This window comes from Sphingobacterium faecium, assembly GCF_003054045.1.
Taxonomy (GTDB): Bacteria; Bacteroidota; Bacteroidia; order Sphingobacteriales; family Sphingobacteriaceae; genus Sphingobacterium; species Sphingobacterium faecium.
Window position 1 is genome coordinate 281,299 of sequence record NZ_QBKH01000001.1, and the last position, 15,391, is coordinate 296,689.

General features: G+C 38.8%; 11 protein-coding genes. 5 read left to right on the plus strand and 6 right to left on the minus strand.

What is annotated here, in order from left to right; all coding sequences use genetic code 11:
* Window positions 1–46 precede the first annotated feature (46 nt).
* On the minus strand, window positions 47–295 hold the full coding sequence (locus tag C8N37_RS01265) for a hypothetical protein (RefSeq protein ID WP_108157188.1): 249 nt from the start codon (window positions 293–295) through the stop codon (window positions 47–49).
* A 461-nt stretch (window positions 296–756) separates the two neighbouring features.
* Here C8N37_RS01265 and C8N37_RS01270 point away from each other — a divergent pair, with 461 nt between their 5' ends.
* Entirely contained in the window at window positions 757–1,638 is an 882-nt protein-coding gene (locus C8N37_RS01270) for a GLPGLI family protein (RefSeq protein ID WP_108157189.1), read from the plus strand.
* Between the two features lies 1 nt (window position 1,639).
* Window positions 1,640–4,312: a TonB-dependent receptor gene (locus tag C8N37_RS01275; RefSeq protein ID WP_108157190.1), complete on the plus strand. Its 2,673-nt coding sequence runs from the start codon at window positions 1,640–1,642 to the stop codon at window positions 4,310–4,312.
* A gap of 16 nt (window positions 4,313–4,328) precedes the next feature.
* Here the strand turns inward: C8N37_RS01275 and C8N37_RS01280 are convergent, their stop codons facing one another.
* From C8N37_RS01280 to C8N37_RS01300, 5 genes are all read right to left on the minus strand, one after another.
* A complete protein-coding gene (locus tag C8N37_RS01280; protein WP_108157191.1) occupies window positions 4,329–4,847 on the minus strand; it encodes an STM3941 family protein in 519 nt (172 codons plus the stop codon).
* Between the two features lie 35 nt (window positions 4,848–4,882).
* Window positions 4,883–5,590, minus strand: a complete 708-nt coding sequence (locus C8N37_RS01285; RefSeq protein ID WP_108157192.1) for a LytR/AlgR family response regulator transcription factor — start codon at window positions 5,588–5,590, stop codon at window positions 4,883–4,885.
* Window positions 5,583–6,761: a sensor histidine kinase gene (locus tag C8N37_RS01290; RefSeq protein ID WP_211322176.1), complete on the minus strand. Its 1,179-nt coding sequence runs from the start codon at window positions 6,759–6,761 to the stop codon at window positions 5,583–5,585. The genes C8N37_RS01285 and C8N37_RS01290 overlap by 8 nt, the downstream gene beginning before the upstream one ends.
* Window positions 6,762–6,902: 141 nt before the next feature.
* Window positions 6,903–7,640, minus strand: a complete 738-nt coding sequence (locus C8N37_RS01295; protein WP_108157751.1) for a CPBP family glutamic-type intramembrane protease — start codon at window positions 7,638–7,640, stop codon at window positions 6,903–6,905.
* A 310-nt stretch (window positions 7,641–7,950) separates the two neighbouring features.
* A complete protein-coding gene (locus C8N37_RS01300) occupies window positions 7,951–9,192 on the minus strand; it encodes a GTP-binding protein (RefSeq protein ID WP_108157193.1) in 1,242 nt (413 codons plus the stop codon).
* Window positions 9,193–9,824: 632 nt separating this feature from the next.
* Between C8N37_RS01300 and C8N37_RS01310 the strand changes: the two genes are divergently transcribed.
* The 3 genes from C8N37_RS01310 to C8N37_RS01320 all read left to right on the plus strand — a co-directional run bounded on the left by C8N37_RS01310 (window position 9,825) and on the right by C8N37_RS01320 (window position 15,389).
* Window positions 9,825–10,454, plus strand: a complete 630-nt coding sequence (locus C8N37_RS01310) for an RNA polymerase sigma factor (RefSeq protein ID WP_108157195.1) — start codon at window positions 9,825–9,827, stop codon at window positions 10,452–10,454.
* A gap of 50 nt (window positions 10,455–10,504) precedes the next feature.
* Complete coding sequence (locus C8N37_RS01315) at window positions 10,505–11,701, plus strand: FecR family protein (RefSeq protein WP_108157196.1); 1,197 nt, start codon at window positions 10,505–10,507, stop codon at window positions 11,699–11,701.
* Between the two features lie 208 nt (window positions 11,702–11,909).
* Window positions 11,910–15,389: a TonB-dependent receptor gene (locus tag C8N37_RS01320; RefSeq protein WP_244914309.1), complete on the plus strand. Its 3,480-nt coding sequence runs from the start codon at window positions 11,910–11,912 to the stop codon at window positions 15,387–15,389.
* The last annotated feature ends 2 nt before the right edge of the window (window positions 15,390–15,391 follow it).

Genomic DNA, 15,391 nt, shown 5'->3' on the forward strand with positions numbered 1-15,391 from the left:
CGTTGCAAAATTGAATTTAATCATTTAAAATGATGTTAATAATTCTTTATCTATCTTCTTTCAATTTCTTCACTTCACTGGCAAGATCTAATACCGCTTTGCTTAATGCTGCAATGGATTGGGTCTTGATGCGGTCTTCTTCAATAAATTTTTCTAATAGTGCGAGCAGTTTGTCTGACCCATCAGAATTAAATGTTGGTTGGGTATGCTGACTAGAATTGGTAGATTGGTCGCTAAATAAACCATAGAACCCTATTTTGGTATCAAAGTGTTGCGTGTCTATAAGCCCTACCATAAATAGCTAATGCTTCGGAAAGAAGCAAATCTGCTAACCTCTTTTACGATTTTTTAAATAGGAGCTTGTCATAAAAAGCGCTTTGTAATACCTGCCGGTAAATCAGAATGTTCGTTGTTGGAATCTAATTTTGTATACCATGTTTCGTGTATATCTATTTAAAGTGTGGTACATGCAGATATTTCTGGTATATCTTCTAATTATAGCTCACGATAAATTTTGCAGCATATCTACCCCCAATGCCTTATTAAACAATCTAAGCAGCAGGAAAAATCTTCCACACAGCACAAAAAACCAATACTTACAGCTCACTAAAAATGGTCTATTTTACGTGAAAATAATCATATCGTAATTTTATTGATCAAATAATCAGTTGCTTGCATTTTTATTTAATGATTTTTCATGAGGACTATTTGTTAATTACGAATATTTCGTAAGTTTACAAACAAATCGTAAACATTATGAAAAAGATCTTACTAACCGTATTGATATCAGTCAGTTTTATGGCTGTTAAAGCACAAGAAAAGGCAATCGCCAAAGTGCATTACATATTCAAGCATGTCAATGACACGACACAAAGAGATAAGCATACCCGTGATGAAGTAGTTACTTATTTAGGTCAGCAAACAAGTTATTATACCAGTTATTCAACGACCAGAATGCAGGAGCAAACCACAAAAATGCTTTCAGCTCCAGATTTTGACGGTAATTTAGTGATCTCGAGATCGACCAGTGGCATCAAAGAATCTTTTCTACTCGAACCTGCTAAATCCCAGATGGTAGAAGTGAAGCGTGTTGCTTCAGATGAGTTTTTATTGGAGACAACCTATCCTAAACAAGATTGGAATATAGCCGATGAAACAAAAGTAATAGGTGGATATACCTGTCAAAAAGCCACCACCACTTTTGCAGGTCGACATTATACCGCTTGGTTTACAACCGATATTCCGTTTTCTTTTGGACCTTGGAAATTACACGGTTTGCCAGGACTTATTCTAGCCGCAAAGGATGATAAGAATGAGGTGGATTTTGAATATTCAGGTTTTGATAAATTGGCGGCTGATGTCCAAGTGACCATTGGAACTCCCGCAAAGGCTATTTTGTCGACAAAAGATGAAGTCGAAAAATTAGAAAAAGCATTTAAGGCAAATCCCAATGCCTATATGCAATCGAAATCAAATATGAGATCTGCAAGCCCAGGTGTTTTTATCAGTAGCGGAGGTAGTGCCACTTCATCTTCCTCAGCTATAGATCCATCAAAAATTAAATCCATGTCCATTAAAAATGACGATAATTATAAACCTTCTTCGGTCACGAATAATCCTTTAGAATTAAAACCATAGTATGTTACAACGCGCTGTTTTTATTGTTTACCTGCTGCTTTGTAGTGCACAGCTTTTTGGACAGGAACAGGTGATCGAAGGATTTTTAGTGGATAAAAACACGAAGAAGGCCTTAAATCATATCCATGTCCTGCTCAAATCTAGTGACCATAAATTGTTAACCTTCAAAGAAACAAAGGCGGATGGTGCTTTCTCTTTGGCTACAGTTAAAGATGTGGATGGAGCGTATCTGGAGATCAATCATCTTGGCTACCACAAAAAAATAATCCCATGGACAGAAGTTGGCTTAAAAAAAACAATTGAACTGGAGCAAAAAGTAGTGCTATTGGAAGATGTAGAAGTCAAAAGCCGACCGCAGATCAGACAGATTGGTGATACGCTTGCCTATAACGTGGCTTCGTTTGCAAAAGAGGAGGACCGTAGCATTGGTGAGGTATTAAAACGGATGCCGGGTATTGAGGTCGGGGACAATGGAAGTATCAAATATCAGGGAAAAGCGATTTCGAAGTTCTATATTGATGGGGATGATTTATTGGATGACCGCTATGCGATCGGAACCAAAACGATCCCGCATAAGATGGTGAAGGACATCGAGGTACTGACCAATCATGAACACATGAAAGTGCTCAAAAATAGACGCTATACCGATGAAGTGGCGATCAATCTCGTGATCAAGGAAGATGCGAAACTGAAGTTGACGGGTCAAGCAAAATTAGGTGCAGGACTACCCAAGCAATATGACGGCGAACTCAATACGATCCTGTTTAATAAAAAATATAAAGTATTGAATGTCTTGCAGGGCAATAATATTGGAAATGATCTGACGGGAGATTTTACAGGGTTTAACCAAGCTACTGTGCTCTCGCGAATGGGGTATTCGGCCGTTAATAATCTACTGGCTCTAGGTACTGTCGGCGGTCCTCCTGTAGCCAAATCAAATTATTTTATGAATAATTCGGTGGCTTTAAATGCCAACAATCTATTGAATATCAAAAATGGCTTCCAATTGAAATCCAATATTCAGCTCTTACAGGATAAAAATAACACCAATTTTAAAGGAGAGACGAGTTATTTTTCAGAAGATGGCGATTATATTTTTGATGAAAATCAGTATACCCAAACAACGGAATGGCTAGCGGCACTGCGCTTGAGTTTAAATAAAAATATAGAGAAACGCTATATCAATAATGCTTTTTCATTTGAGTATGAAAAGGAAGATCGTGAGGCAAATATCGGAAGCAATGGGGAAGCTATTTTGGGCAGTCTCCATCATCAAATAAAAGGCTTTTCAAATCAATTGGAATGGGTACCTGCACTTAAAAATGGTGATATTGTCCAAGTAAACTGGTATCTCAATTACGCGACCAAACCGCAAACTTTATCATTCTCCCCAGGGCTCTTTCCTGATGTGTTCTCAGGAGGGGTTCCTTATGAACAGACTTGGCAGCATGTGGAAGTTCCAACAGTTTTTACACAAGCAAGTGTCGGATATAGACTTCCTAAAGGGAAATTAAAACAATACTACAATCTCGGTGCGATGGTCGAAGATCAAAAATTGAGATCTAATATCGCGATCCATAAAGCGGGCAATATCGCGGATGTCGCGCTAGATTCTACTCAAAATAAGCTGCATTGGAATCGCTCCTCCGTTTCTGCAAATGCAGAATATGAATGGAGCAATAGGAGATTGGCCACTCGACTGGTATTGCCGGTTTCATGGCAATATACCTTTTATGCGGATCCTTATTTTAACCTCGATAAAAATCAACATGATATTTTATTCAATCCTACATTTTCCGCTAGGCTTCGTGTGAGTCAGGAAGATGAACTTAGTTTTTCTTATCAACGAAGCCATTCATTTGGAAATATAGAAAATGTGTATCAGGGGCTATTGATTAGAAACTATCGCACCTTCTCAAGCAATAACGGTGTTATCACCGAAAATAAAAACAATGAGTTTGGCTTAAATTATAAGGTAGGGAGAACGATAAAATTGTTATTTATGAATGTAGGATTGAATTATAAACAATCCATCTCCAACACCATACTATCCAATGTGGTGAATGATCAATCGACACAGACACAATTGATCGAACAGGAAAATATCGTCAATTCTTATCAGGCGTCTGTTGGATTTGACAAATATATCTTTGCCTTATCCAGTACCATGAAGCTGGCAGCATCGTGGTCCCTTTCCGATTATAATCAGTTTTTTAATAACGAGATCCTCCCATTTCAAAATATAGGCTATACCTTGAGACCTAATTTGGAATTAAAAATCTGGAAACAATTGAATCTTTCGTACACGGGGCAGTTGTCGTGGATGAGCAGTAAACAGAAAGGAAAGGTGAGGAGATTGGATCGAAATACATTCCAGGCTTCCCATCAGCTTGGGTTACCGATGACCTTGTTCTCCGGTTTTCATGTACGGTTCAGTGCTCGTAATGTCTATGCGCATCAACCTGGATTCAACGATTTTAATTACTTGTTTTTCGATACCTTCATCCGCTATCGTCACAAAAAATCAAAAACGGACTTTGAACTCAACTTGACGAATCTGGCGAATGTTAAAAAATTTGAAACCTATTCGGTATCTGCGAACATGCAAATGCATAACAGCTATGAGCTAAGAGGGCGAATGGCAGTTTTAAAAGCCGTGTTTAATTTTAAATAAGCACTCATAACAGCACTCACCGATTCGCTTCACCATATGCTTTTAATCGAGTTTGAAGTAACAGCAAAAGTTGTGGTTCAGAAATCGCTAAAACATCAACATCGATCCAAAGTAAATCAGGTTTTGACCTCAAAAAACGACCTATCGCATTTAAAGCAGTTAAGTAAGCTGTACGTTTAACTTGGTCATATTTTTTCTCATCCTTAACGTGGATAAAGATTTGATTCTGCGCGCGATAAAAGCCGGTTTCAAAAGTTTGAATATCATTCCAAGGAATAAAAATGGGGGTATCTGCTGTGTTATTTACTATTCCTTGTTCTTCTATGCTTAATCCTGGTCTTCCTTTTTTATGTTCGATCCAGAACCTAATTTTATGAAAATATAAGATATGAAGCGTGACGAATATTAAAAATAGTAGAATGGGAGCATAGCTGTTTGACGAGTTAAAAATAAAGAAAAGTAAAAGCGCAATAAAGGCTATACATAGGAAAATACCTGTACTAATTTTACTGTTCTTAAATTGTATATCTACCATAAGGATCTTAAGTAAATATAATAAAATTATCTCTTTTATTTGATGCCCAACAACTTGAAAAACTCTTCCTTTTTATTTAAAGCAATAGCTATTGATTTACCATTGGTCAACTCGATCATATTTCCGCTGACGGTTTTGACAGCTTCGATATTAAGGATAAACGAACGCTGCACACGAAAAAAGAGCTGCTTATCTAGGATTTCGTCCATAGATTTGAGCGTAGCTTGCGTGGTATAGCTATTTTCGGGAATGACGATCTTCAGGTAATCGCCTTGCGCTTCTATATAAAGGATTTCATTCAATACAATTTTGACTAACCTTCCTTCCGATTTGATAAATATACGGTCAGGCTTAGTCTCTGGGCTTGTAGTAGCCTTACTTGTCAGGACTCTTTCTTTAGCTCTGTTGACAGCCTTTAAAAACCGATCGAATCGAACCGGTTTTACCAGATAGTCGGTTGCCCCAGCATCAAAACTATCCAATGCGAAATCGCGATGGGCAGTAACAAAAATAATAACAGGAGGATTGACCAAGGCATGTACCAGCTCCATCCCATTTATTTTTGGCATTTGGATATCACTAAACATAATATCGACCTGATGGTTTTGTAAATAGAGCAGCGCTTCTACGGAATCACCAAAGGATGCCACGAGGGTCAGAAAAGGAATTTCTTTTATAAACGTTTCGATCACCTCTCTACCGAGCGGTTCATCATCTGCAACGATGCACGTGAACTTATCCATGAGTTGTTAAATTTATTTTTAAGCTGACAACAAATTTATGTTGGAGATTTTCAATCCTGAGTTCATGTTTATCGGGATATAACAACTGCAAGCGCTTTTGAACATTCGCAATCCCAATACCTCCAAACTCCTTTGTGGAAACATGGTCATCTACATCATTTTCAAGATGAAAGTAAAATTGATTGTCCTCAATTTTTATACTCAAATATATAAACTGTTCTTTGTTATGGCTAAGACCATATTTAAAGGCATTTTCTATAAAAGTAAAAGTGAGCAATGGAGCAATATATAATCCCATCAAATTGTTTTCATCCGGAATCTGTAATACAATCTTTTTATCAGCTGGATAGCGCATTTTTTCAAGTTCGCTATAGTTTTTTATAAATTCCAGTTCTTTTTGTAAGAATACCTTTTCTGTATTGGATTCATAGAGGGTGTAACTCATAATATCCGAAAGATTGACGATCACATCTGGCGTTGCGGGATCTTTTTTTATCGCAAGCCCATATAGATTGTTTAAGGTATTGAATAGAAAATGTGGATTGAGCTGGGCTTTCAAAAAGTTTTTTTCAATATGGATATTTTCTATTTCTAAGCTTGCTTTTTCCTGCTGAATTTTTAAAGTTTTACTATAAAGTTTAGAGATTTCAAATAGAATTTTCACAAAAAAGAAGGGCGATAGAATCGAAATCACGATGAAGGCCTGCGAGATCATGCGTTTGAAAGAAACAGCCTGTAAAAACGTTTGATCGGCACTCATCTTAATCGCTCCTTTAAGTTCCCCATTTTCGATTTCAAACCCCAAAGCATGATAGAGGTGGGAAAAGAAATAGGTGATCGCAATCCAGATAAACAACAGGAAAGGCAAACTAATGATCAATAGTACAATGATCTTATTCCTGCCTCCAGCTAAAATCTTGGATAGCAAGACATAAAAGAAGAGATAGAATACGAGCATATTAACAGTCGTCATCCTGATGGTGAGGATCACAGCATTAAATAGAGAGAGTTTGTAAGCCAGTATGTAGCTTAGCAGCAATAAGACTGAAAAAGTAAACCACATGCATACATGCAGCAGCATTCGATTTGTTTTGGTATATAAACGCTCAAAATCAAATTCTGCTATCTTACTCGTTAAATAGCTGGAGAAAACCTGTGTATCCTGCGACATGAAATGTGTTTAAAAAGATCAACCAAATATAGTTTTTTGAACGCTTTATAGGGATAGTTTTTGTATAAAAAGACAAGCGACCATACTGTTGGTGATCGCTTATTGGAAAGATTACCCTTGCTATCGTTAGCCGTTGTTTGATTATAAAATTCTAATGATTGCATTACATAGATTGACGGTATTGTGTCCAAGGATGGGGTAAATCAGGTTACCTGAAAATTTTCGCAATAGGCCCAGACTGAGCGAAGATATCAGCGTGAGGTAGATGATCGTGATGATATCAAATTTGAGTTGATGATCTTCCGTGAGCACAACACCATGTGCAACACTGAATAAAAGCGTCACGATAACAAATCCCCAGCCAAATGAGATCCCTTTTATATTCCATTGGGGAGTAAAAGCTTGATCAAGAAGCCAAAAGCAAATGCCCCTGAAGACCAATTCTTCCGTTAAACCGGGCATTGTTGCCTGGAAAGCGAATGTCTCAAGATCAAAATGACCTCCTTTAGGGAATAGGATCAATTTGAAAATCAAATCAAAAAGTAAGAATCCAAGGAATAGAAAAATCCCGAATCGGACCTGTTTCTTTGCATTACTTTTCGAGGTGAATCCGATCTGCTCACGATGAGTTTTGCTTACCGAAAAAATGATGGTCAGCGATAACAATAAACTTAAGATTTTACCGACCCATGAAAATTTGAGTCCGATCGAATCCAGGCTAACATACTGTCTGCTAAAATGCTGGATATAACAATCAGCTAAAAAATAGACGATGAAAAGGATTAAAAATTTTGAATTTACTTTTTTTGTTTTGGCAAATGCTATAGCCATTAACGGTAGCATGATAGAGATCCAAATAAGCGGTGTGTATAGTGACATATCTTTTAATTTTTCTTTAAAAGTAGAGCAACACCACATCCTTTAAAAATTCTACCGATCAAAAGGCATGATCAACCGATAGAAGCTATTTTTTGATCGATTAAGCAGGTCCGTTATTAAGCGTTTGATCGCCTTGGAGATTGAAAAAATAGTGCAGTAAAAATTTAAAAGATCTGACAGATCATTAAGAGATGAGGAAATCAATTACAGGGCTGATGTACACATCTATAATGATGTCCCCTGATAAAAAAATAACATGGTGCTTATTTATGCAACCATGTTATTTCATTTTTAGTCAAGATGATCCACCTTATATATGGGTTGGAAAAGGATCTTCAAACCTGATATTTTTATCAAACAGATAAAACTCATCTTCTTGGAGTAAGCATTTTTCCAGGTCCATCCTCACCTTGTTTTCATTGATTTCTTGTCCAATAAAGACAAGTTCATTTATTCTATCCCCCCATTGTTTACTCCAGCGACCTTCGATATAGTCTTTATTGGCGAAGTAAATTTCAAATTGTATGCGTTCGAAGTAGGACATACTGATCCACCACACACCAGCAGTCTCTAGGCGCGAAGAGCCGCCAGCCTGAGAAAAATTTAAAGCTTCATCACGACGGGAGGCTAGCCAGAAAAGACCCTTGGCACGTATAATACCTGCGGGATACTGATGGTTTAAGTAATGCCAAAACCGTTCAGGATGAAAAGGTCTTTGATTTCTGAATACAAACGAACTGATCCCATATTCTTCTGTTTCGGGAGTATGCTGTTCCGACTCCAATTCCTTTTGCCATCCTGCCGAATTCTGGGCTTCATCAAAATCAAAAAGTTTGGTGTTTAATACTTCTTTTGGACTTACTTTTCCAAAAACAGAACTGATTATTTTTGCCCCAGGATTTAATTTGTGTATCGCAGCCTTTAAAACACCAACGGTCCCAGCATCCACCAGATCTGTTTTATTCAAGATGATGACATTCGCAAACTCGATCTGGTCGGTCAGCAGGTTGACGATCGTTCGGTCGTCACCTTCCATATCTGTTAGATTGCGATCCTGTAGCATTTCATTTGTACCAAAATCTTTGAAAAAGTTAAAGCAATCCACCACCGTCACCATGGTGTCGATATAGCTGAAGCGAGACAAGTCGATACCATACTCTTCGTCAACATAGGAAAAAGTCTGCGCTACCGGAATAGGCTCACTGATGCCTGTGCTCTCAATCAATAAATAATCAAATCGACCTTCATTCGCGAGTTTTTCCACCTCAACCATGAGATCTTCGCGTAGGGTACAGCAAATGCAACCGTTGCTCATTTCAACCAATTTTTCTTCTGTACGTGATAGCGTGTGTTGATGTTCAACCAAGCGCGCGTCCACATTGACCTCGCTCATATCGTTGACGATCACTGCTACCTTCAACCCCTCCTTATTATGTAAAATATGATTGAGGAGGGTTGTTTTTCCAGCACCAAGAAATCCGCTTAATACGGTAACGGGGAGTTTCTTTTGCTTGATCCCATCAGGAGTGGATACGGATGTTTTTGTCTGCATGTATTTAATTCTTTAGTATTTTAATGTAAGTGGTAAGGGGACTTTCGTGAGATAAAGTCCGCACGTGTAAAACCTAGCTGATCTGATCCTCAATCGAACCTTCAACTATTTTTGTAAACCAGCGAATGATGTTTTGATGGTGTTGAGAGCCATATAAGCGGATGAATGTTTTCGTTTCCGATTTGTTAAAGTCCTGGTAAACAGTAAGTCTCGTTCTGGCAAATTCTGCTGTTAGCGGGATCTTGCAATCATGTACCAAAAAGGTTTTCCATTGTTCAAATGTTTCAGGTATCATATATAATCTGTTTTCTTAAGTGTAATACAAAAGCAAAGATATAAAACTAATATATTAAATGCAATATAGTTGCATTTGTAGAATTAAAGAAATTGAAAAAACAGATTAGGTACACATACAGACATGATGGACAAGATAATATACCTTTTAAATGATCCGGATAAAGGAATCGGATATATTAGATAGACAATAGGGGGCAGGTACATCGTGTGCCGAGCTGCTGCTCGGCTTTATATGGAGGATCAATATGACATGATTTGGTTATTTATAATTAATGCTCTGTTAATATGCGTTCTATTTCTTTGTAAAGAAAAGTTAACCGTATGATCTTGAATTTATGTCTCCTATAACACGTCACGAACTGAAAGAACACTGGAATACATTTGTTGCAGCAGCATGTGAAGAAGCGTTTTATCAGATTTACGAATACTACCATCATTATCTCAGCTATGTAGGCACCAAACGTGGTTTTGCTATCGATATCATTCAAGATGCCATCAATGATGTGTTTCTTCATTTATGGGAAAACAGAGCTAAAAGTAGCAGCATACACAATCTGCATAATTACATCATTACCATCTTTTTGCGGAAACTATTTCGTGATGATGCCAAGAAGTATGAAATGATTCCGACAATCGCCACTTTATTGGAGAACTGCGAAGTTCCTTCTGTGGAGGATGGTTTTATACAGCGCTATACGGAAGACGAGGTGGGACGCTTTGTAAAAGAAAAAGTTGATGAGCTAGGCGAGAAACAACGTTTGCTGATTTACCAAAAATTTTATCTTGGATTATCCTACCAAGAAATTGCTGCTGCAAATGGTATTTCCATCAATACCGTCTACAATACCATCTATAAGTCTGTGGATAAATTAAGAAATCTGTTGACTGCAGAACAAGAAACATTCCTTAAAATAGCCATTGGGGCCCTTTCAACATTTTTTTTATTTTTTTTACAAAATCAGTAGTGAAAATAGCATACTCCATGCTCTATTGATCAAATGAAGAAAAATAAAACATGGAAGAACTGAATCTGAAAGCATTGTTAGCAGATGAGAGCTTCATCAACTATTGTAAAGGATACCCAGCTCAGGATGTTGCCAAATGGGAAAACTGGCTGCAAGACCATGCGCAGTACCGTAAAGAAGTAGAAGAACAGAAGCGGATAGTCCAAACGTTGGCCTATCATGCCGCCGTAACTACTGTTGAAGATCATTATCTCCGCCTCAAGGAGCAGATCGCAAAAAAAAATAAGAAAACGGATACCCGTTTTCGAATTTCCCCATGGCTAAAGATCGCGGCTTCACTACTGCTCATCGGTTCCCTATCGTACTTGATGTTACGTCAATCTTTCCTATCTGAACCTGATAACAATAAGCAAAGTGTAGTAATACCCGGAGAAGATAAAGCCTTATTGACATTGGCAGATGGTTCGACCATCTCATTGGATGAAGTTGCAGTCGGAACATTGGCCTTAGAAGGCGGTGTGCGTGTAGAGAAAACAAAAAGTGGTCAACTTATTTACAGCGTTTCCGAATCCGAATCCAGCAACAGGAATGCTTCCAATACCATTACCACTCCTAAAGGAGGGCAGTATCGACTTACCTTACCCGATGGCTCTAAGGCTTGGTTGAATGCTTCATCAACCTTACACTATCCCCTACATTTTGAACATAACGAGCGCCGGGTAAAAATGACCGGTGAGATATATTTTGAAATCGCCAAAAGGGAAAAGCGTCAACATGGTCGGGTCGAGCGTATCCCTTTTTATGTGGAAACAGCGCATCAGGAGATCCAAGTATTAGGTACGCATTTTAATGTGAACTCCTATCCCGATGAACCCGGAATAGTTACTACACTGCTGGAAGGAAGTGTGCGGGTTACCTCTTCTTTAAACGGCGAATCGATTCTGTTGCGTCCCGGACAGCAATCATTCTTAGATAAACACCTGGTCGTAAGTACGGCAGATGTCGAGCAGCAGGTAGCATGGACTGCCGGAGATTTTGTGTTTAAAAGTGAGCCATTAACCAGTATCCTGCGTAAAGTTTCGCGTTGGTACGATGTGGATATCGTATGTCCACCACATTTAGGAAAACTCAAATTTGATGGCATCGTTTCGCGTTCTCAGCCTTTGACTGCTATTATGGATATGGTTGAAATAACGGGAAAAGCAAAATTGAAATTGATAGAAAGGAGGATTATTGTGACCGATTAATACCTCTATAATACCTGATCGGCTTTTAAAAAAAGGCCAAAGGTGCTCGTAACACCTCTGGCTAGTGCGTTAAGCTGATCGATAACGTTGTGCGAACAAAATCATCAATTAATATTAACGACAACAAATATATAAAATATTCATTTGCATTGGGTAAACACCCGTCATGAATCTGCTATATAGTCTTGTTAAAGGACAATAAATACATATGAATTTTTATCAATGCATGCGTGTTATGAAAATCACCATGATGTTAATGACTTGCTTGTTGGTTCAGGTCAGTGCGTCTACTTTTGGACAACGCATTACACTGAATAAACAAAATAGCAACATACCATCCATATTACAGGAATTCAGAAAACAAAGTCAGTACGACTTTTTTTATGATACTGAATTATTTAAAAATACCAAACCGATCCATATTAACCTGAAGGATGCTTCCATTGAACAGGCATTAATGGCTTGTTTTTCCGATCTACCTTTTCGATATGTGATTAAAAATAAATTAGTAGTGGTGACCGATGCTCCAGAAAATGCTGGAAGCAAATCCAAACCCGAACAACAGCAATTTACGATTACCGGAAGGGTGCAAGATGTGAATAATAAAGCGGCTCTTGCAGGGGTCACCATTCGGGTCAAGGGTCTTTCATTGGGTGCGACTACCGATGCCTCGGGCAATTTTACAATCATCGTTCCCAAAAGCATACAGGTGTTTGTATTCACTTTATTGGGATACCAATCCCGAGAAGTATCGATTAACGCCGCCGAACGTAATATCCTAATCCAACTGCGTTCTGCTTCAACAGCATTAGATGAGGTGGAAGTCAGGGTACAGGCGCGACGTAAAGCAAATACCGAAGTTGCCGTTTTGGAAGAGCGTAAACGAGCATCTATTGTTCAGGATGCCATTTCGGCTGAATTGATACAGCGTACGGGAAGTATTACCACGACTCAAGCTTTACAACGGGTCACCGGAGTAACCGTTACTGACGATAAATATGTTGCGGTACGCGGTCTTGGTGACCGATCGGTGATTGGACAGCTAAACGGAGTACGTCTGGCATCATCGGATCCTGACCGTAGTTCTATCCCTTTAGATTTGGTACCTGCTTCCTTATTGGATAACATCACCATATATAAAACGGTGACACCTGATAAACCGGCAGATGCGGCTTCGGGGATTGTAGAACTGAAAACAAAGTCTGTCCCCGATCGGATGACTTTCGAAGTCATAGCACAGACCGGATTAAATTCCAATATTGGGATGGGAGGGAAGTACAATAGTTTCTGGAATAGTGAGATGGGATTTTTGGGCACAAAGATCAATAATAAAAATCTGTCGACTGATTTCTTACATCTAGCAAAAGAATATCCCGCAGGCTTATCATCGATCCACAATATGATCGCCAACAGTAATTATAGCAACGATGCTTATCAGGAGGTCGGACGGATTAACGGCATTATGCAGGGCTTTGATCCTGTGATGACCAGTACCTATAAAAAAGCGCCATTGAACCAGTTGTATTCGGCCACCTTTGGAAACAGTTATGACCTGTTTAATAAGAGACATAAGCTAGGGGTCATTTTAGGTGGTAATTATTATAGAAGAACAACCGATATCAGTGGCGGTGACTTGACACAATATAGTATCTATCAAGGAGTCGTAACTGGTAATCCAGACGTGTACAGTGTCCGCAATATTCCAAATTATATTACACCCAATAGTCTGTACATGGGCAAATATCAGACTTATAAGGAAAATACCGGAACCGAAACATTGAATTATGGAACGCTGGTGGGACTGACCTACCGATTTAATCCACAGCATGAAATCAGTATGCAGTACCTCGGGAGCTGGGGCGGTGAAACAAAATCTACTCACCTAAATGGTCGATACGAATACACGGGTTTGCCGGGAGAGGTGAGAAGTACAACCTATTCGCTTAAACAGACGTTCAGAAACCTGAATACCTTCAATTTACAAGGAGAACACAAATTTTTAAAAGGTGATCTTTCTCCTCGTCTAAGTTACAATGTGGCCAGTTCAAAATCCAAACAGAATGATCCTGATTTTCGTTTCGCGAGTTTAGCAGACTATATCCCGCGTGGTGGAGGTTATTATAGCAGACCAGTTGTGGGCGCAAATAATGGTGAAACAGAAGAGGTGTATACTCAACATTTGTATGCCTTGACTTCAGGTTATGTCAATGGATTTGGTACCTATGGTATTATGCAGGCGGAGCCGAATGGCCGGAGATGGCGAAATCTGACAGAACAGAATTACAATTACAAAGCTGATATCAGCATTCCTTTCCGCTTATTAGGTCAGAAGCAAGAGTTCAAAACAGGGGTAAACTATTTGTTTCGGGATCGGGATTTTACAGAAAACCAGTTATTCTTACCAGGATCGAATTTTACCAGAAATAAAGCATTACCGCTCTATGACGTTGAAGGTAATCTGAATCGTCTGGTCAGTAATGAAATCATTGGAGTGAAAATACCAGCAGCTGGTCAGGGTGAAGGAATGATGCCTATCGGCGGATTTTTATATAACAGTCAGAAATCACCGAACAATTATACCGGTTATTTTGAAACCAATGCCCTATACGGTATGCTTGATCTAAAATTGACCGACCGTTTCCGTATGGCAGGGGGTGTTCGATTTGAAATGACCAATATTGGCTCTACAGTCGATACAGCTGGCGTATTTTTGGATCCTTCATTGACAACAGGTGCCAATGGAGAAGCTCCAATACCGCTTAATCCGATTGATCCAAACTCGGTCTATAAAACAGGTTATAAGCCTTTTTACTCGTTGAATGCAACGTTTACCTTAAACGATAACATGAATTTCAGGGGCGCTGTCAATACGACTTTAGCAAGGCCGGAGCTTCGGGAAATTACCAATGTATTTGAATTTGACGCTTTTCAAATGGGATTGGTCGTTGGAAATCCAAATCTAAAAAATCAATATACACAAAATGCAGATTTTAGATGGGAATGGTTTCCGGCAAAAGGTGAGGTTATAGCCGTTTCGGCTTTTGGTAAGCGTATCGAAAACCAATTGGTCAAAGTGTTTAATCTGGAAACTCAGGGATTGGCAGCTACTTACCCAGAATTTCCGACCATACAATTCCAGAATGATGTCAATGTCGGTAAAGTATGGGGAGTAGAGTTTGAAGTGGTTAAAAACTTGGGAACTTTGATCGATCCTTTACGCAATTTCTTCGTAGGCTCCAACCTCATGCTTGCTCAAAGTGAGATCCAAAAATCAGCGGCGCGCTATGAAGCCAATCGCTCATTGGATCGACATTCACCAAAAAATAGCCCCCTGTTTGAACAAGCTCCCTATTCGATCAACGCTTGGTTAAATTATGATAATGATCAATCAGGAACAGATCTAACGATGACCTTTAATATGGTCGGCGAACGCTTGGTCCAGATCAATCTAACGGGTGAGCCAGATCTATATACACAGCCAGTTCCTTATCTGGACTTTGTATTTAGTCAACGGATCAATAAAAGAATTCAATTTAAGGGCTTTGCCAAAAATATCATGAATCCAGCGATTAAAACGGTGTATGCTAATCCGCAAACGGGAGGAAAATGGTACGGCAACGAGTACATCAACCGTAGTTATAAACGCGGTGCGGAAATCATGGTAGGCTTTACATATAATTTATTGTAGTC

Coding starts and splice junctions, on each gene's coding strand:
- C8N37_RS01290 (WP_211322176.1), bottom strand. CDS start 6,761: ATGTCGCAGGATACACAGGTTTTCTCCAGCTATTTAACGAGTAAGATA.
- C8N37_RS01275 (WP_108157190.1), top strand. CDS start 1,640: ATGTTACAACGCGCTGTTTTTATTGTTTACCTGCTGCTTTGTAGTGCA.
- C8N37_RS01315 (WP_108157196.1), top strand. CDS start 10,505: ATGGAAGAACTGAATCTGAAAGCATTGTTAGCAGATGAGAGCTTCATC.
- C8N37_RS01280 (WP_108157191.1), bottom strand. CDS start 4,847: ATGGTAGATATACAATTTAAGAACAGTAAAATTAGTACAGGTATTTTC.
- C8N37_RS01300 (WP_108157193.1), bottom strand. CDS start 9,192: ATGCAGACAAAAACATCCGTATCCACTCCTGATGGGATCAAGCAAAAG.
- C8N37_RS01270 (WP_108157189.1), top strand. CDS start 757: ATGAAAAAGATCTTACTAACCGTATTGATATCAGTCAGTTTTATGGCT.
- C8N37_RS01295 (WP_108157751.1), bottom strand. CDS start 7,640: ATGTCACTATACACACCGCTTATTTGGATCTCTATCATGCTACCGTTA.
- C8N37_RS01285 (WP_108157192.1), bottom strand. CDS start 5,590: ATGGATAAGTTCACGTGCATCGTTGCAGATGATGAACCGCTCGGTAGA.
- C8N37_RS01320 (WP_244914309.1), top strand. CDS start 11,910: ATGAATTTTTATCAATGCATGCGTGTTATGAAAATCACCATGATGTTA.
- C8N37_RS01310 (WP_108157195.1), top strand. CDS start 9,825: ATGTCTCCTATAACACGTCACGAACTGAAAGAACACTGGAATACATTT.
- C8N37_RS01265 (WP_108157188.1), bottom strand. CDS start 295: ATGGTAGGGCTTATAGACACGCAACACTTTGATACCAAAATAGGGTTC.